Origin of the sequence: Brevibacterium sp. XM4083 (assembly GCF_006489205.2) — a bacterium.
Lineage (GTDB): Bacteria > Actinomycetota > Actinomycetes > Actinomycetales > Brevibacteriaceae > Brevibacterium.
Map to the genome: position 1 here is coordinate 15,408 of NZ_VFYR02000003.1, position 18,103 is coordinate 33,510.

Sequence of the window (18,103 nt, forward strand, 5' to 3'; positions counted from 1 at the left end):
GGCGGCAGCTCACCGTCGATCAAGTCGCCGGGTCAGCTCGGTTGAGGGTTCGGGAAAGCTGGTCGCCGGAGTCGTGGCCGGCGGAGAGGAATACGGCGCTCCGGCGCACTTCGTCTGTGTGAGGCGGTGTCGAGCGATCAGGGTTCTCCACCGCACGACACGATGCTCGACACGACGGCTGCCGGCTCCCGCCGATGCGCGGGCGGCCGCTGCGGGGAGGGGGTTTCCGGGGTCGTTCGACCACGGCGGTGTGATCTCGAGCTCCTGGAAATGCCCATGGTGTGGGAGATTAACAGCTTCTGCGGACCATCTCAACGGCACACCGTCATCGAGGGAAACGGCAAACACTCCTGCCGGAATGCAGCGCGCACACCTGCCGGAATGCGGCGCGCTCCGCTGACCGGCACGGTCAATGACAGCAACCGTGCTGGTCAGCGGAGCGTCAGCCGGGCGCTGCGGCGAACCTCAGGAGTGGAATGCGCCGGACCTTGGGTGCGGAATGCGACGAACCTCAGGTGAGCCCTGCGCCGGACCTCAGTTGAGCAGCGCGCGGTCGCCGAGAGAGGCGCCCTTGAGCTTCGAGAACTCCCCGAGCAGGGCCTCGACCGTCAGCGTCTTCTTCTTCTCGGCGTCGGCCTCGTAGATGATGCGGCCCTCGTGCATCATGATGAGCCGGTTGCCGAGCGAGATCGCCTGCTCCATGTTGTGGGTGACCATGAGCGTCGTCAGCCCGTCGGCGGCGACGATCTTCTCCGTCAGCTCGGTCACGAGCGCCGCCCGCTGCGGGTCGAGGGCAGCGGTGTGCTCGTCGAGGAGGAGGATCCGCGGCTGCGTGAACCCGGCCATGAGAAGGCTGAGCGCCTGCCGCTGCCCACCGGAGAGCAGCCCGACCTTCGTCTTCAGGCGATTCTCCAACCCGAGTTCGAGGGTCGCGAGTTCGGTCCGGAAGCGCTCGCGCCGCGCCGAGGTGGTCCCCCGTCCCAGCCCCCGCGCACGTCCGCGCTTGAGCGCGAGCGAGAGGTTCTGCTCGATCGTCAGGTCGGGCGCGGTCCCGGCCATCGGATCCTGGAACACGCGCCCGAGGTAGGCGGCCCGGCGGTATTCGGGCTTCTTCGCCACCTCGGCGCTGTCGATCGTGATCGACCCGGAGTCGATGGGCAGGCGGCCGGAGATCGTGTTGAGCAGGGTCGATTTGCCCGCCCCGTTCGACCCGATGACGGTGACGAAATCGGATTCGGCGAGAGTGAGCGAGAGGTTCTGCAGGGCTTTGCGCTCGTTGACGGTGCCGGGGAAGAAGGTCTTCGAGATCGAGTCGATCGTCAGCATGGCTCAGCCTTCCTTCACGGTCGAGGAGCGGGGACCGGACGTCCCCGCGGGGACGCCGCCCTGTGCGGCATGGACGGCGGCCGGATCGTCGGTCGTGCCCTCGGGCAGTTTCGCCGGAGCCCGGTTGCCGCGGGAGCGCAGGGACGGGATCCGCTTGAGGAAGCCCCACCGCGGCAGCAGGAGCGCGACGATGACGAGCAGCGCGGTCGTGAGCTTCATGTCATCGGTGTTGAGGCCCGCCCGCAGCGCGAGGAAGATGATGATGCGGTAGATGACCGATCCGAGGATCGCGCCGAGGCTGGCCATGACGATGTTCCGGTTGCCGAAGATCGCCTGACCGAGGATGACCGAGGCGAGGCCGACGAGGATGAGGCCGATGCCCATGCTGATGTCGGCGAACCCCTGGTACTGCGCGATGAGCGCGCCGCAGAGGGCGACGAGTCCGTTGGACAGGGCGAGCGTGAGCATCGTCGTGTTATCGGTGTTGACGCCGAGGCTGCGGATCATCTCGCGGTTGTTGCCGGTGGCCTGGATGGCGAGGCCGAGGTCGGTGGTGAGGAACCAGTCGACGAGGAACTTGAGCACGAGGACGAAGGCGATGAGGATCGCGATCGACACCCACGTCCCCAGCCACATGTTCGCCCGCAGCGGGGTGAACACGGTGTCCTCGCGCAGCAGGGAGAGGTTGGCCTGTCCCATGATCCGCAGGTTGATCGACCACAGGCCGATCATCGTGAGGATGCCGGCGAGCAGTCCGTCGATGCCGCCCTTCGTGTGGAGGAGGCCGGTGATGAAACCGGCGATGAGGCCGGCACCGACGGCGGCGAGCGTCGCGAGGAACGGGTTGACCCCGGCGATGATGAGGGAGGCCGCGGTGGCGCCTCCCGTGGTGAAGCTTCCGTCGACGGTGAGGTCGGGGAAGTTGAGGACCTTGAAGGTGAGGTAGACACCCAAGGCCATGGCTGCGTAGATGAGCCCGAGCTCCAGCGCTCCGTACATTGCTGTCCGATCAGATCGTCAGGGCATCGCCCTGGTTGCCGTGCCGCCCGGGACTCGTCCCGGGCGCTGAGCAGGCGGGTCACGCCGCCTCTAGATGATGGGAGGGAACACGACGCGGGTCTGCGGTGAGCACTCACCGCAGACCCGCCTCGGCGTCATTCGATGACTTTGTCGGCTTCGTCGATGAGGTTCTGCGGAATCTCGACGCCCTGCTTCTTCGCCGCTTCGGGGTTGACGACGAGTTCGAGGGTCTCGCTCGTCTCGACCGGCATGTCCGCCGGCTTCGCCCCGTCCTGGAGGATCTTCAGGGCCATCGCACCGGTCTGCTCGCCGAGCTTCGTGTAGTCGATGCCGCGGGTGATCGCCGCGCCCTGCTCGACCTGTCCGGCCTCGGAGCCGACGAGCAGCGCCTGGTTCTTCTCAGCGGCCTGGACCATCGTCGTCACCGCGGAGACGACGTTGTTGTCGGTGGGCACGTAGTAGGCGTCGACCTTGCCGAGGGAGTCGACGGCCTGGCCGAGCTCACTCGAGTTCGCGATCGTCGCCTCCTTGATCTCCAGCCCCATGCCCTGCGCGGCCTCCTTCGCGAGGTCGACCTGGACCTGCGAGTTGACCTCACCGGAGCTGTAGACGATGCCGACGGTCTTCGCGTCGGGCTTGACGTCCTTGACGAGCTGCAGCTGATCGGCGACCGGGTTGAGGTCGGAGGTGCCGGTGACGTTGCCGCCGGGTGCCTCGTTCGACTGGACGAGGCCGGCCTCGACCGCGTCGGTGACGGCGGTGAAGAGGACGGGCTTGTCGGTGATCGCCTGGGCTGCGGCCTGCGCTGCCGGGGTGGCGACGGCGAGGACGAGGTCGAGGTCGGAGCTCGCGAAGTTCTGCGCGATCGATGTGGCGTTGGCCTGTTCGCCGTTGGCGTTCTGCTCGTCCCAGTCGACCTCGACTCCGGCGTCCTCGAAGGACTTCTTGAATCCGGCGGTCGCCGCGTCGAGGGCCGGGTGCTGGACGAGCTGGGAGATGCCGATGCTGTACGAGTCCCCGCCGCCCTCACCTCCGCCGCTGTCGCCGCCGGAACACGCCGAGACCGCGGCCATCGAACCGATGGCGACGAGGGCCACGGCCAGTTTCTTGAGACGCATACTTCTCCCCTTTGAAAAATATCGGCCCGGGGCGTGGGGCTCCGGGGCGAACCGATGACCGCCCCCGTCGCTTGGGGGCGGTCGAGCATCAGTCCAACCGTTGACCGACCCCGGGTGCCCTCGGCGTCGAGGACGGGTCGGTGCTGGACGACTGTGATGCTATCAACTCTATTCGGCGCCTCTGACACCAGTAGTCGAAATCACACATCGGGAGACGTTTCGTCTGCAGATCGTTATCTGCACGGCCACGCGTCCGCTCAGGGGGCGATCTGCACGTCCGATCGTCCCAGGACGCGGAGCATCCACGCGAAGTCGAACGCCGTCTCCTTCCACGCGTCGTAGCGTCCCGAGGCACCGCCGTGACCGGCGGCCATCTCGGTGCGCAGCAGCGCATCGGCGCCGACCTCGCGCAGCCTGGCCACCCATTTCGCGGGTTCGACGTAGAGGACCCGGGTGTCGTTGAGCGAGGTCACGGCCAGGATCTGCGGGTGGGCCGCCTCGGCGACGTTCTCATAGGGGGTGTAGGAGCGCATGTACTCATAGACCTCCGGATCGTGGAGCGGATCGCCCCACTCCTCCCATTCGATGACGGTGAGCGGGAGTTCGGGCATGAGGATCGAGGTGAGCGCGTCGACGAACGGCACGTGGGCGCTGATCCCCGCGAAGAGCTCGGGCGCCATGTTCGTCACCGCCCCCATGAGGAGCCCACCGGCCGATCCCCCGGTGGCGACGAGCTGCTCCGGCGTCGTCCATCCCTCGGCGATGAGGTGGCCGGCGACGGCGATGAAGTCGGTGAACGTGTTCGTCTTCACCGTCGTCTTGCCCTCGTCGTACCAGTGGCGGCCCATCTCGCCGCCGCCGCGCACGTGGGCGATCGCGTAGACGACGCCGCGGTCGAGAAGGGAGAGCCGGGCGACGGAGAAGTACGGGTCGACGCTGATCTCGTACGAGCCGTAGCCGTAGAGGACGAGCGGTGCCGGGGCGCCGAGGCGGCCGTCGGGTCCGACATCGACGAGGTCGGTGCGGTAGACGAGGGACACGGGGATCTCGGTGCCGTCCGCAGCCCGCGCCCAGACGAGGGATTCGCCGTACCGGGCGAGGTCGACGCTGCCGAGCACGGGCTGGCGCTTGAGGACGGTGTCGGCTCCGGTGGCGATGTCGTGCTGGAAGACGACGGCGGGCGTCGACATCGACGTGAACGTCAGTCGGATCGCCGGCTGTTCGAACTCGGGGTTCGCCCCGAGGCCGAGCGTGCCGGTCTCCCGATCGAAGGGCAGCTCCTCGAGCGGGCCGAACGGGGTGCTCGGCGCCCCGGTGAGGGGGACGATGCCGACCCGGGCGAAACCGCCTCGGCGATAGCTGATGACGATATACCCGACGAAGGCGTCGACCTCCTCGATGCGCAGGCCGTCGACGTCGACGAGGACGCTGCGGCCGGTCGTCGTCGGGTCGAGGCTCGTGCCGGCGGGAGCGTCGACGGCGTCGGCGGTCTCCGTGGCGTCGCCGGTCGGGTTCGCGGCGGGCACGTCGATGATGTCGAAGTCCGCGCGGTCGCGGTTGTGGGTGATGAGGAAGCGGTCCTCGTGGTCGATGAGGGCGTGCTCGACGGAGTACTCGACGCCGTCGACGCGGGGCCACACCTCGGCCGGGGTCGCCTCGAGGTCGCTCGTCCGCAGCGCCCAGTAGCCGGTCGTCGTCTTCGAGCCGGTGACGATGAAGAGGTACCGGCCGGAGCGGGAGAAGCCGGCGCCGACGAAGAAGCGCTCGTCGGGTTCGTGGAAGATGCAGACGTCGTCGGCGCTGTCGGAGCCCACCGCGTGACGCCACACCTTCTCCGGGCGCCACGCGTCGTCGACGGTGGTGTAGAAGACGAAGCGGCCGGTCGGGTCGATCGAGGCCCCGGCGAAGGTGTTCTCGATGGCATCGGGCAGGTCCTCGCCCGTGACGAGGTCGCGGATGCGCAGAACGTAGCGCTCGTCGCCGGCGGTGTCGACGCCGTAGAGGAGGCGGCCGCCGTCGTCGGTGAGCGAGAACGTCCCGAGCGAGAAGAAGTCCGAGCCCTTCGCCGCCTCGTTCGAGTCGAAGACGACCTCCTCGTCGGGCAGCGGTTCGTCCCCGACCTCCGGCGGCGTCCAGTCCTGCGAGTCCGCGATCGGCACTCGGACGTGGATGCCGTAGTCGAGTCCGGCCCGAGTGCGTGTGAAGTACCAGTACCCGCCGCGGCGGGTCGGCACCGACATGTCGGTCTCCTTGATGCGGGTTCTGATCTCGGTGAAGATCGCCTCCCGCAGCCCGGCGACGTCGGCCGTTTGCGCCTCGGTCCATGCGTTCTCCGCTTCGAGGTGGGCGATGACCTCGGGAGACTCCTTGTCCCGCAGCCATTCGTAGTCGTCGACGAAGGTGTGCCCGTGGTGCGTGCGCTCGTGCGGGACCTTCTTCGCCACCGGCGCCGAGGCGGGGGCCGCGGCCGGGTCGACCGCGTCGGTCGGTGCGGGGGTCGGAGCGGGGACTGCAGGTGCGGCGTCGGGGGCGGTCGCCTCGGCGGGGGTCGGATCGGGCTGCGGGGAATCGGAAGACGTCATGTGCCCACCCTAGCCACCCGCGCAAGGGTGCCCGGGCTCGCGGGGTCGTCGACTCCAGGGCTGCGGAGCCTCTGTTCGCACGCCCCCATTGTGAGCAGAATGCGCAGAAGGCGCAGAACGCGACAAACGGGTTTATTGCACTCAACCGCAGACCGTGACGCGCGCCACACTAGACTGAGGTCCATGTACGTCTTCGCAGGTGAAGGCGTTCTTCGACGATGAAGAAGGGACATCTGCTCAATGATGATGCAGTCTTCCGGCAGCGCAGGCCCGCCCGGCGGCCCTGACTCCGGCACCGCCCCCGATTCCGGGGACCCACACAGATCCGGCGGCGTCTCCCGTCGCCTGTTCGGCAAGGTCGCCTACGGCGTCATCGCCGTCGCGGCGATCGGCACGGCGACGGGATATTCGATCCGGTCCGCCTCGGCGAAGGGGGACCTCTCGGCCAACCTCACCCTCATCGCCCCGGCCGGTGCCGGCGGCGGCTGGGACGGGTTCGCCCGCGAGACCCAGCAGGCGATGCGGGTGACGCGCACGGCGAACAACGCGCAGGTCGTCAACATCCCCGGCGCGGGCGGCACCATCGGCCTCGGCAAGTTCTCGACGATGGACGGACGCGCCGACACGATCCTCGCCACGGGCACCGCGATGGTCGGCGGCATCGCCCTCAACGACTCCCCCGTCGGCTTCGACGACACGACCCTGCTCGCCCGCGTCGCCGAGGACTACGACGTCCTCATCGCCGCCGCCGACTCCCCGTACGACACGCTCGAGGACGTCATGACCGCGTGGCATAAGGACCCCGAGGGCTTCGTGTGGACGGGCGGTTCGGCCGGCTCGGTCGACCACCTCACGATCGCCCAGCTCGCGCAGCTCGGCGGGATCCCCGGCTCCGCGATCACCTACATCCCGAAGTCCGGCGGCGGCGAGTCGATTCAGACCCTGCTCTCGGGCACCACCGACTTCGCCTCGACCGGCTTCAACGAGGTCTCCGACCAGATCGAGGCCGGACGCGTCAAGGCGATCGGCCTCGCCGCCCCCGAACGCCTTCCCGGCTTCGAGGACATCCCGACGATGAGCGAGCAGGGCTTCGAGGTCACCCTGACGAACTGGCGCGGCTGGCTCGGCGCTCCCGGCATCACCGCCGACGAGACCGCAGAGCTCGTCGGCATGCTCGAGACGACCCGCAACAGCCCCGAATGGAAGGACGCCCTGGCCCGCAACCAGTGGACGGACGTGTGGCTGACCGGTCAGGAGTTCGCCGACTTCATCGTCGAAGACACCAAGCGCATCGAAGCGCTGCTTGAGGAGTTGGGACTGTGAGCACGACAACGGACACATCCGCACGGACCCGGACGGGCCACCTCGGCGAGGGGACCTGGTGGCACGGCCGCTCAGGTCTGCTCGTCCCGCTCATCCTCGGTGCGTTCTCGACGTACCTGCTCATCGGGATCCTCACGATGGACGTCGCCGAGGACGCCGACCCGCCCGGCCCGCAGTTCTTCCCGATGATCATCATGGTCCTCGGGTACGTCATCACGGTGCTGCTGACCATCGCGATCATCCGCAACCCCGAACCCGTCGACGCCGACACGGCCGCCCCCGCCGAGGCGAGGGAGGAGAAGGCGTTCTCCACCCCGGTGACCTCGGCGGTCGCCGCCTCCCGGCTGTCCCCGCACGAGGAGGACGAACCGAGCGCGGATCGTCGGGCCCTTGCCGAGGCGCGGGCGGAGGATGCGAGTCATCGCACCCATTCCGACTTCACGTCCCTGGCCTGGGCGATCGGCGGCTTCGCCGCGTTCGCCGCGATCCTCGAGTTCGCCGGCTGGATCATCGCCGCGGCCCTCCTCTTCTGGTGTGTGGCCCGCGCGATGGGCTCGCGCCGACCGCTGTTCGACCTCACGCTCGCGCTGACGTTCTCCTCGCTCGTCTACCTCGCCTTCGCGGTGCTCCTCGGACTCAACCTGCCCTCGGGTCTGCTCGGAGGGGAGTTCTGACATGGATGCTCTCTCCTCCCTCATGGAAGGCTTCACCCACGCGCTCACCCCGATCAACCTGCTCTGGGTCCTCGTCGGCTGCTTCCTCGGCACCGCCGTCGGCGTGCTCCCTGGACTCGGGTCGTCGATGGCTGTGGCGCTGCTCCTGCCGATGACCTTCGCCCTCGACCCGACGGGCGCGTTCATCATGTTCGCCGGCGTCTACTTCGGCGGGCTCTTCGGCGATTCGACGATGGCGATCCTCATGAACACCCCGGGGCAGGCCTCGGCGATCGCCTCGACGTTCGAGGGCCACAAGATGGCCAGGGCCGGCAGAGCCCCGCAGGCGCTCGCGACAGCGGCGATCGGGGCGTTCATCGGCGGGTTCGTCTCGTGCTTCCTCGTCGTCTTCATCGGGCCCCTGCTCGCGGACCTCTCAGCGAACTTCGGTCCCGCCGAGTTCTTGGCGCTCGCACTCTTCGCCTTCGTCGCGACCTCCTCGGTCGTCGCCGACTCCGTGCTCAAGGGGCTCATGGCGCTCCTCCTCGGCATCGGGATCTCGGTCATCGGCATCGACTCGGTCTCGGGCACGGAGCGGTTCACGTTCGGGGTGCCCGAGCTCTTCGACGGCGTCTCGCTCGTCACGGTCACCGTCGGCATGCTCGCCCTCGGCGAGGTCTTCTACATCGCCTCCCGGATCCGGCGGAAGGCCGCCGACAACACGATCAACGCCTCGGGCCGGCCGTTCCTCTCGGGACGCGAATTCAAGGAGGCGCTGCCGGCGTGGCTGCGCGGCACGGCGATCGGCCTGCCCTTCGGCGTCGTCCCCGTCGGCGGTGCCGACGTGCCGACCTTCATGGCCTACGGGCTCGAACGCAAGCTCGACTCCCGCCGGGCGGACCCGCAGTTCGGCAAGGGCGCGATCCGCGGCCTCGCCGCCCCGGAGGCTGCCGGCAGTGCGACGACGGGCATCGCGATGGGGGCGCTCTTCGCGCTCGGTCTGCCGATCTCGGCGACCGCGGCGATCATGCTCGCCGCATTCCGCCAGTACGGTCTGCAGCCGGGGCCGCTGCTCTTCGACCGGGCCCCGGAACTCGTGTGGGCCCTCATCGCGAGCTTCTTCATCGCGATGATCGTCCTCCTCATCATCAACCTGCCCTTCGCCCCACTGTGGGCGAAGCTGCTCAAGATCCCCGAGCCCTACCTCTACGGCGGCATCGCGGTCTTCTGCGGGCTCGGCATCTATGCGACCTCGGCGTCGACGTTCGAGCTCTTCGTCCTCCTCGGGATCGCGATCATCAGCTTCGTCCTCAAACGCTACGGCGTCCCGCTGGCACCGCTGATGATCGGCATGGTGCTCGGCCCGCTCGCCGAGACGAACCTCCGGGATGCGCTGCTCGCCTCGGGCAACGACCTCTCGGTGCTCATCTCCTCGCCGATCGCCGTCGTCCTCTACCTCATCCTCATCGCCGCCCTCATCTACACGGGCACCGGCCGGGTCCTCGCCCGCCGGCGGCAGCGGGCACGGGCCGAGGCCCTCGCCGCTCGCTGACCGCGGGGATGTGAGGCACCGAAGCGCCGAGGTGGGGCGGACGATCGTGTCCGCCCCACCTCGGCGCTTCTCATCGCGGGAGCGTCAGTGCGCGGACACGGGCTCCCGCACCTCAGCGGCCTCAGTCTGCGGTCCGCGGCCGGCGCCCTTGAGGCCGAAGGCCGTGAGGACGGCGGCGGTGAGGACGACGACGGTCGCACCCCCGGCCGCCCACTGCACGCCGAGGTCGAAGGCGCGCACAACGGTATCGGCGAGCTCATCGCCGAGGCGGCCGCCGATCTCACCGGCGCGCTCGAGCGCGGATCCGAGCGTCTCGAACGCCGGATCCTCGGCCCTCTCGCCGAGGTGGGAGGCGAGCTGGCGGCCGAAGACCATCGTCGTCAGGCCGCCGAGGACGGCCGTGCCCATGACCGAGCCGAACTCGTAGGCGGTCTCGGAGATCGCCGAGGCGGCTCCGGCCTTGTCCGCCGGTACCGCGGAGAGGATGAGGTCGTTGGTGATCACCTCGGCGGTGCCGATGCCGGCGCCGAGGACGATGAAGGAGATGATCATGCCGGGCACGCTCGGCTCCGGGGTGAAGGCGACGAAGCCGAGGCCGGTCGCGTTGAGGGCGAGCGCGGCGGGGACGACGATGCGCGGCCGGATCCGGGCAACGAGCGGGACGGCGAGGTAGCCGGCCGCGATCGACATGATCAGTCCGGGGACCAGGGCGAGCGCGGCCTCGACCGGGGAGAGGCCGAGGACGAGCTGGAGGACCTGCGTGCCGAAGTAGAGGAACCCGGCCAGCCCCATGAGGCTGAGCAGGTTCGCCGTCACCGCCGAGGTGAACACGGCGTTGGCGAAGAGCCGGACGTCGAGCATCGGGTTGGCGGATGCCAGCTGCCGGCGGACGAAGAGGAACCCTGCGATGAGCGAGACGATGACCGCTGCGACGAGGAGCCAGTCGAGGCCCTCGGACATCCCGTGCTTGATGGCGAAGACGAGCGGGGTGAGCGTGAGCATCGAGAGCACGATCGAGAGGGGATCGATGGGGCCGGGATTCGGGTCGCGGGACTCCGGCAGGAGGAGGAGCGCAGCGGGGATGAAGAGCGCGATGAGGGGGAGGTTGATGAAGAAGATCGAGCTCCAGTGGAAGTGCTCGAGGAGGACGCCGCCGACGACGGGACCGAGCGCGGCACCGCCGCCGAAGAGCGCGGCCCACGTCGCGATCGCGATCCGCCGGTCCCTGGCGTCGAGGAAGATGTTGCGGATGAGCGAGAGCGTCGAGGGCATGAGCGTGGCGCCGAAGACGCCGAGGAGGGCGCGGGCGACGATGAGCATCTCCGGGGTCGTCGAGAACGCCGCGAGCAGGGACGCGGCCCCGAAGCCGATGGCACCGATGACGAGGAGGAGCCGGCGCCCGAAGCGGTCGCCGATGCTGCCCATCGCGACGAGGAGGCCGGCGAGCATGAGCGCGTAGATGTCGACGATCCACAGCAGCTGGGTGCCGGTGGGGTGGAGGCCGGTGCTGATCGCCGGCAGGGCGAAGCCGAGCACCGTGTTGTCGATCGAGATGAGGAGGACAGGGATCATCAGCACAGCCAGGCCGAGCCATTCACGCCGGCCGGCGCGCACAGGTGGAGTCTGCGTTGTGAACATGCTTCAACTGTACCGTCTAGACGGTATAGTTCCAAGGTCTGGGGCGACGGTGAGGCCGGACTCACAGTCGGTGCGCAGGATCTCGGTTAGGCTCGTATCCATGGCACGGAATTCCGCCGATACGAGGGAGAAGCTCCTCGACGCCTTCGACAGGCTGCTCGAACAGCACGGCACTGCCGGGGCGACGCTCGACGCCGTCGCCGCCGAGGCGGGAGTGTCCAAGGGTGGTCTGCTCTACCACTTCGGGTCGAAGGCGAAGCTCGTGCAGGGCAGCCTCGACCGCCTGCGCCGCCTTGTCGACGCCGACATCGCGGCGATGCGATCCTCCGAACTCGGCCCCCACATCTACTACCTCGAGACCTCGGCGGAGATGGGGACGCCACTCGACCTCAGCCTCATCGCCGCGACCCGCCTCGCCCAAGAGCACGACGAGGCGCGGGTGGCGCTGCGGGAGACGCGCGAGCAGTGGTTCGCCGTCCTCAACGACCACCTCGGCGACCCGCACCTGGCGATGACGATCCAGCTCATCGGCGACGGAATGTACCTCAACCAGAACTTCGGGCTCTCGGAGTCCGAGGCGCTCGTCCACGTCAAGGACGTCCTGGCGCGCCTGGGACTGTAGGGCGCGGCGGGGCGCGGCGGGTGCCTGGACGTTTTAGGCAGGTTTCCGCGCCGTTTCTCTGCCTAGAACGTCCAGGACTCGGCCGTTCTGCCCGAGGACCATCGAGTGAGGACGTCGCTGTCCGGCGGTCAGGCTCCCATCGCACCGCACTCGTGCACGAACGCCTGTGGACCCCACCCCTACGCGGTGCGCCCCCACTTCTCATAGCCCACGACTTCAACAGGCGATTCTTGGTCACTTCGGACAGGTTCCAGAGCCAGAAACCAGCCTGAAACGTCCAGGTCTCGGGCCGCCACAACTGTTGCGCGCCGATTGCTGCCGGCATTGCGTATCTCGCCGACCACATGTGTGCAGACGACGATGATCGACGAGCCGACTCGTGTGCAGATCGCCTGTGGGCGGCGACACCGTTTCCACAGGCACGCAACCGTAACTTCCCACGACTGTCTGCCTCGGGGAGCATCAGCGATATGATCACTCCAGGCCCGTGGGAGTTGCGCGACTACTCCCCGCTCTTCCGCGCGAACGCTGCCGAACAGCGCGGGATCTCACGGCACAAGCTCTTTCACTCGGGCCGCTATCCTGTCGTCGTCCCCGGTGTCCGCATGGATCGCGAATCGACAGTCGCCTACCCCACGCCGCAGTGGGCCGATCAGAGTTGGATCGACGACGCCCAGCGGCTGCGAGCGGTGGGCCTCAAGTACCCGAAGGTCGCCGCCGGCTTCGCAACAGCGGCCCGGCTCTTCGGTTGGCCGCTGCCGAGGGCTCTGCAGATATCCGAACTCCATGTGTGCTCTGACGACGTGAACATGCGCATCCGCCTCCCTGGCATCCGTCTGCACCGGACGAAGGTCTTCGTCTCCTGCGAGTTCTTCGGCCTGCCAGTGGTCACACCCTTATGCGTCTTCGTCACTCTCGGACCGGCGTTGTCTCTCCACGATCTCGTGAGACTCGGCGACGCCGCAGTGGGCAATTGGCATGGGCCACCCCAGCTCCGACTCGACGAGCTGCGCGGGTTCGTCTCCGAGACCAGGGGAATCCGGTTCCGCCGCCACCTGCTCGAGGCCCTCGAACTCGTCCGCCCGACGGTCGACTCGCCGCGCGAGACCGACCTGCGGCTGTGGACGCGCTCGGTCGGTCTGCCCGAACCGACCGTCCATCCGCGCGTCTGCTGCCCGAGCATCAATCGCGTCGTCGAACCCGACCTCGGCTACGAGAACGAGAAGCTCGCGCTCGTGTACGACGGCGACCACCACCGGACCTCGAAGGACCAGTGGAACAGGGACATCGCACGCGACGAGGCGATGCGCCTCGAAGGGTGGACGGTCTTCAGGGTCACCGGCCGCACGGACTACCGACAGCTCGAAGCTAAGATCAGGCGGCACCTCGGCCTGAGCTGAACAGTACAGGCACGAGCTGAGGACGCTGGGTGTCGATCTGCGACCGGCAGATCGACACCCAGCGTCCTCAGCTCCACCCCACCCCGGAGCGGCCGCCCCACGACCCCTCACCCGAGGTGGTGGACCTCCTGCAGCCGGTAGACGGGGGTGTCTATCCCCTCGAACCGGGCCTTGAGCTGGAGAGCCAGGTAGAGCGAGTAGTGCCGCGACTGGTGGAGGTTGCCGCCCTGGAACCAGAGGTTCTCCTGCTGGGTGGGCTTCCACATGTTGCGCTGTTCGCCCTCCCACGGACCAGGGTCCTTCGTCGTGTCCGAGCCCAGTCCCCAGCACTTGCCGACCCGATCGGCGGTCTCCTGATCGACGAGGTCGGCGACCCAGCCGTTCATCGACCCGTATCCGGTGGCGTATACGACGAGATCGGCGGGCAGTTCCGTGCCGTCATCGAGCACCACGGCATCCTCGCTCAGATGATCGACCTGCCCCTTGGCGAGGCGCACCTTGCCGTCGGCGACGAGTTCGGCGGCACCGACGTCGATGTAGTAGCCCGAGCCTCGGCGCAGGTACTTGAGGAACAGCCCGGACCCGTCGTCACCGAAGTCGAGGTCGAACCCGGCCTCCTCCATCCGCCGATAGAAGTCGGCGTCACGCTCCTTCATCTGCTCGTAGAGGGGGATCTGGAACTCGTGCATGATCCGGTAGGGCAGGGACGCGAAGATGAGGTCGGCCTTCTCCGTCGTCACTCCGGCCGCGACCGCCTCCTCCGAGTAGAGCGCGCCGAGGCCGATCTCCATGAGCGAATCGCTCTTGACGATGTGCGTGCTCGAGCGCTGGACCACCGTCACGTCGGCGCCGTTCTCGTAGAGGGCCCCGCAGATGTCGAACGCGGAGTTGTTGCTGCCGATGACGACGACCTTCTTCCCCGCGTACGCGTCCGGGCCCGGGTGCTGCGAGGAGTGCTGCTGCTCGCCGCGGAAGACCTCGCTGCCGGGGAAGCTCGGGATGTTCGGCTTGCCCGACATTCCTGTGGCCATGACGAGGTGCGTGGGAGTGAGCGTGATCGACTCCCCGCCGCGTTCGACCTCCACCGTCCACTGTCCGGCCGCCTCGTCATAGCTCGCCGAGGTGGCCGTCGTCGACGACCAGTACGGGATCTCCATCACCCGGGTGTAGAACTCCAGCCAGTCCGCGATCTTGTCCTTGGGTGCGAACACCGGCCAGTTGTCGGGGAACTTGAGATAGGGCAGGTGGTCGTACCAGACGGGGTCGTGCAGGCACAGCGACTTGTACCGTGACCGCCACTGGTCCCCCGGCCGCTCCCAGCGGTCGATGACGAGCGTCGGCACCCCGAGCTGCCGCAGTCGGGCCCCGAGCGCGATCCCGCCCTGTCCCCCGCCGACGACGAGCACGTACGGGTGGGCGGTCTCGCCCCACGCGGCATCCTCCTCGGCGCGCTTCTCCGACCAGCTCTTCCGCTGCGGATCGACCCCGTGCTCGGCGCCCTTGACCCGGCGGGTGCCGCGGGGCTCCTCGTGTCCGGTGATCTCCTGCAGCGTGGTGAGCACGGTCCAGGCCTTGATGCCGTCTTCGTCGATGAGGCGGACGAGTCCTCTGCCGCGCCCGACCGAGGTGGTGAAGGTGAACCACGCTTCCGTCACTCCGTCGGCGGTTGCTGCCGGTTCATTGAGTTCGAATTCCGCCGGCGAGACACGATCGAGGTTGTGGGTGAGCAGGTCGGTGACCCCATCGGGGTTCTCCACGGTTTTGAGGTTCCAGGTGAAGGACACAAGGTCCCTCCAATAGCTGTCGGTGGCGAACAGACCGGCGGCGGCCGGAATATCCCGCCGGCTGAGCGCCGATTCGAAATCCTGCAGCCACCTCATAGCGATGTCGTCGGCGGTCAACTGGGGACGGTCGAGCGTCGTTGTCATGTCACTCCTCCTCATTGAGTTCAGTGACTCCAAACTAGGCCGGGCACTCCCGGTTCAAAAGAGTTGCACCGGATTGCATGGACCACGCTGTGCCGGGATTCTCACCAAAGCTTCGACCCCATGGTCAGGGGTGCGTTCCCGTCCTATACTCAAGGCATGCTTCAGCCGGATCTGGCGCATCTCGCCAGAGATCTGACACGCATTCACGATGCTGTGATCACCGGGGCGTCGCCGCCGGTGCAACCGCGCGCGCTGGTCAGGCGCTCGTGGGATCGGATGCTGCGATTGGGGCTGGACCCGGATGGCGCGAATGCGCGGATCGTCGCCGATGGGGCCGAGCTGGAGACTCGGCGGAGGACGTCACGGCTGAGGCTGGTCGTCGATGAGATGCGCTCAGTGCTGTTGCGGGCTCCCGACGCTGCGCCGTTCATCCTCGTCGTCACGGATGCCGATGGAGTCATTCTGTGGAGAGATGGTGCGGCTTCCGCCAGACGGCAAGCCGATGAGCTTGGATTCGTCGAAGGAGCGCATTGGTCCGAAGCCAAGGTCGGTACGAACGCCATCGGCACGGCGCTGGCCGAGGAGGCACCCGTCCAGCTCTTCTCCGCCGAACATTTTGAGGCCTCTCAGCACCCTTGGTACTGCAGTGCCGTGCCCGTGCACGACCCGCATGACGGGACTCTCTTGGGAGTCGTCGACATCAGCGGTCCGGCGATGACTCTTCATCCTGCTGTGCAGTCGTTGGTGACTACGGCGGTGCGTCTGGCCGAGGCCCGCCTGATGATCGCTCAGCAGGAAGCGCTGAACACTCTCCGCGATCGGATGTCGGCGATGCTTGCGGGCACGTCCGGTCCGGCCCTCGTCGTCGACGATGCCGGATGGGTGGCGTATCAGCAGGGCGTACGCAGCCGCGACCGCATCGAGGTGCCGGCCGCTGACCGTTCGATCCTCATCCCCGGTGCCGGTCTGTGCCTGCCGGAGAAGATCACCGGTGGATGGCTGCTGCGGCCCACCGGCGATCGTCGAGCTTCGGTGACTCTGCGGATGAGGCAGGACCCGCCCGTTCTCGATATCCATTCCGGAACCGAACCTCTGGTCGTTCCGCTCACGCCACGGCGGGCGCAGATTCTGGCGGCGGTCACCTCTGCGGGGGCTGCGGGGATCAGCGCTCCCGACCTCAGCCAGCGCCTCTACGGGGACGGCGACCATGTGGTCACCGTCCGCGCAGAGGTCTCGCTCTGCGCCGTTCCGTCGGAGCCCTGCTCGCCACCCGGCCCTACCGGTGGGCCGACGGCGTCGACGCGCGGGTGGACTAGGCCGGTCACGACGTCGCCGGGGAACAGAATCGGCTGAGAGATCGAGAAGCACGAAAGAGGCACTCCTGAGCGACGGCTAGTTTCCCACCGCGCCGAGCCACCAGGGACAGCGCATTCGCAACGTTCTTTCGGTATCCGCCAGCTCTGTCACGACGCCGATGCTTATCGGGCACTGCAGCCGCTATTGTCTGCAACCCGTGAAGATTCGGTGAAGTAAAATCTGAGGCACACCCATTGACTCCGAAGAACGGTTCACCAGAGTTGACTCTTTCCCAACAGGCTTACAGTGTCATCGAAGACATGATCATCAGTGGGTCGATTCCTGCCGGCAGCTACATCACCGAGCCCGAACTCGTGGAGAAGACCGGCTTGGGCAGGACACCCATCCGCGAGGCGTTGCAGCGCCTCGCACGCGAGCACATGGTGACCATCCGGCCCCGCCGAGGCATCTACGTTCCCTCTCTGGAGTATGAGACCGAATTGCGTATCCTCGAAGTCCGCAGAGAGCTCGACGTCGTCGCCGTCCGCCTCGCCGCCAGACGAGCCTCAGATGACCAGCGCAGCAGGATGCGATCTCTGGCCGCGCAGCTCGAGCAGATCGGATCCGACTTTCCGACTTACGCGGAGACCATCCGCGAAACTCATCAACTGCTGGCAGCCGCCACCAAGAACACCTACCTCGTCGAATCTCTGCTTCCGCTGCAGAATCTCTCTCGACGCTACTGGATCTCCAACGTCGTCGATGTCGAGAAGGAGATCGCAGCCAGTTCCGGCTGCCATCTGCGCATGCTCAGAGGCGCGGCGGACATGGACGTTGACGCGGCAGAGAAAGCCGCCTACGATCTCAACGACTATCTGGTCGACTATGCAACGAGAGCGGCGCAGATGGCCTGACTCAGCTATCTGCGCCGCAACGGGTTCGCCTGCCGGCTCAGTCCGCTGACCCAGCCGGAGCCGTCCCGATCAGGTCGGGTTTCCCGACAACCCCGCTTGTGCGTCCCCATCGGCACCCGGCACGCGCATCTCGAAGGTCTCGGTCACGACCGTGTAGTCGAAGTAGCCCATGCGCGCAATCGGCTTGGCCTTGAGGATGTCGATCTTGCCATCCTCCGAGACATAGTCATCGTTGAGGTGGATGCGCTCGACCGAGGCATAGACGATGTCGATCGAGCCCACCTTCGAGTTGCCGGGCAGCCGGTGAGTGGAGATGTACTTGCACTCGTACTGGAACGGGCTCTCGGCGATCATCGGCGTCGCGGACAGGTCAGCCGAGCGACGGGTGACGTCCATCTGGTCGAACTCGGATTCGTGCGCGTCCATCACCTGGGCGCTGATGTTGACCTGCTCGCGCAGATCCCAGGTGGCCATGTTCCACACGAACCAGCCGGTCTCCTCGGCGTTGAGCACGGTGTCCTTGCGACGCCCATCGGGGTACTGGTTGGCCGCGAACATCACCATCGGCGGATCGAATGTGAGGTTCTGCCACTGGCTGTAGGGAGCGATGTTCTCGACTCCATCGGCGCTCACGCTCGAGAGCCAGCCGATGGGACGCGGCACCGTCAGCGCCTTGAACGGCGAATGTTCGAGGGGACGGTTCTTCGACGAAGGATCGTATTTCATCTGGA

14 protein-coding genes are annotated in these 18,103 nt (G+C 67.4%); 7 read left to right on the forward strand and 7 right to left on the reverse strand.

Annotated elements, in window-relative coordinates:
* Window positions 1-534: 534 nt before the first annotated feature.
* From FJ887_RS09445 to FJ887_RS09460, 4 genes are all read right to left on the reverse strand, one after another.
* Window positions 535-1,326 (reverse strand): ABC transporter ATP-binding protein, encoded by a 792-nt coding sequence (locus FJ887_RS09445; RefSeq protein WP_137824816.1) that lies wholly within the window; start codon window positions 1,324-1,326, stop codon window positions 535-537.
* Window positions 1,327-1,329: 3 nt separating this feature from the next.
* Window positions 1,330-2,325 (reverse strand): ABC transporter permease, encoded by a 996-nt coding sequence (locus FJ887_RS09450; RefSeq protein ID WP_137824815.1) that lies wholly within the window; start codon window positions 2,323-2,325, stop codon window positions 1,330-1,332.
* 155 nt (window positions 2,326-2,480) lie between these two features.
* Entirely contained in the window at window positions 2,481-3,464 is a 984-nt protein-coding gene (locus FJ887_RS09455) for an ABC transporter substrate-binding protein (RefSeq protein WP_137824814.1), read from the reverse strand.
* 257 nt (window positions 3,465-3,721) lie between these two features.
* On the reverse strand, window positions 3,722-6,046 hold the full coding sequence (locus FJ887_RS09460; protein ID WP_137824813.1) for a S9 family peptidase: 2,325 nt from the start codon (window positions 6,044-6,046) through the stop codon (window positions 3,722-3,724).
* A 240-nt stretch (window positions 6,047-6,286) separates the two neighbouring features.
* Here FJ887_RS09460 and FJ887_RS09465 point away from each other — a divergent pair, with 240 nt between their 5' ends.
* Genes FJ887_RS09465 through FJ887_RS09475 form a run of 3 tightly spaced genes read left to right on the forward strand, consistent with a single transcriptional unit; the run spans window position 6,287 to window position 9,574 of the window.
* Window positions 6,287-7,369: a Bug family tripartite tricarboxylate transporter substrate binding protein gene (locus FJ887_RS09465; RefSeq protein ID WP_250786205.1), complete on the forward strand. Its 1,083-nt coding sequence runs from the start codon at window positions 6,287-6,289 to the stop codon at window positions 7,367-7,369.
* Window positions 7,366-8,043, forward strand: a complete 678-nt coding sequence (locus tag FJ887_RS09470; protein WP_063248946.1) for a tripartite tricarboxylate transporter TctB family protein — start codon at window positions 7,366-7,368, stop codon at window positions 8,041-8,043. The genes FJ887_RS09465 and FJ887_RS09470 overlap by 4 nt, the downstream gene beginning before the upstream one ends.
* A 1-nt stretch (window position 8,044) precedes the next feature.
* A complete protein-coding gene (locus tag FJ887_RS09475) occupies window positions 8,045-9,574 on the forward strand; it encodes a tripartite tricarboxylate transporter permease (RefSeq protein ID WP_063248945.1) in 1,530 nt (509 codons plus the stop codon).
* 84 nt (window positions 9,575-9,658) lie between these two features.
* Here the strand turns inward: FJ887_RS09475 and FJ887_RS09480 are convergent, their stop codons facing one another.
* Window positions 9,659-11,212 carry an MFS transporter gene (locus FJ887_RS09480; RefSeq protein ID WP_063248944.1) on the reverse strand — a complete coding sequence of 518 codons (1,554 nt, stop codon included), beginning with the start codon at window positions 11,210-11,212 and terminating at the stop codon, window positions 9,659-9,661.
* A gap of 100 nt (window positions 11,213-11,312) precedes the next feature.
* On the opposite strand from FJ887_RS09480, the gene FJ887_RS09485 reads away from it, so the two are divergent.
* Together FJ887_RS09485 and FJ887_RS09490 are read left to right on the forward strand one after the other, a co-directional pair.
* On the forward strand, window positions 11,313-11,834 hold the full coding sequence (locus tag FJ887_RS09485; protein WP_063248943.1) for a TetR/AcrR family transcriptional regulator: 522 nt from the start codon (window positions 11,313-11,315) through the stop codon (window positions 11,832-11,834).
* Window positions 11,835-12,304: 470 nt separating this feature from the next.
* On the forward strand, window positions 12,305-13,234 hold the full coding sequence (locus FJ887_RS09490; protein WP_250786206.1) for a putative endonuclease domain-containing protein: 930 nt from the start codon (window positions 12,305-12,307) through the stop codon (window positions 13,232-13,234).
* A gap of 107 nt (window positions 13,235-13,341) precedes the next feature.
* On the opposite strand, the gene FJ887_RS09495 is transcribed toward FJ887_RS09490, so the two are convergent.
* Window positions 13,342-15,162, reverse strand: a complete 1,821-nt coding sequence (locus tag FJ887_RS09495) for an NAD(P)/FAD-dependent oxidoreductase (protein WP_063248942.1) — start codon at window positions 15,160-15,162, stop codon at window positions 13,342-13,344.
* A gap of 156 nt (window positions 15,163-15,318) precedes the next feature.
* Between FJ887_RS09495 and FJ887_RS09500 the strand changes: the two genes are divergently transcribed.
* The gene (locus FJ887_RS09500; RefSeq protein WP_231882151.1) at window positions 15,319-16,515 is read left to right on the forward strand and encodes a GAF domain-containing protein; all 1,197 of its coding nucleotides are present in this window, start codon (window positions 15,319-15,321) and stop codon (window positions 16,513-16,515) included.
* Window positions 16,516-16,712: 197 nt separating this feature from the next.
* Window positions 16,713-17,372 carry a GntR family transcriptional regulator gene (locus FJ887_RS09505; protein WP_140955238.1) on the forward strand — a complete coding sequence of 220 codons (660 nt, stop codon included), beginning with the start codon at window positions 16,713-16,715 and terminating at the stop codon, window positions 17,370-17,372.
* Between the two features lie 69 nt (window positions 17,373-17,441).
* Here the strand turns inward: FJ887_RS09505 and FJ887_RS09510 are convergent, their stop codons facing one another.
* Window positions 17,442-18,098: a flavin reductase family protein gene (locus FJ887_RS09510; protein ID WP_063248940.1), complete on the reverse strand. Its 657-nt coding sequence runs from the start codon at window positions 18,096-18,098 to the stop codon at window positions 17,442-17,444.
* Between the last annotated feature and the right edge of the window lie 5 nt (window positions 18,099-18,103).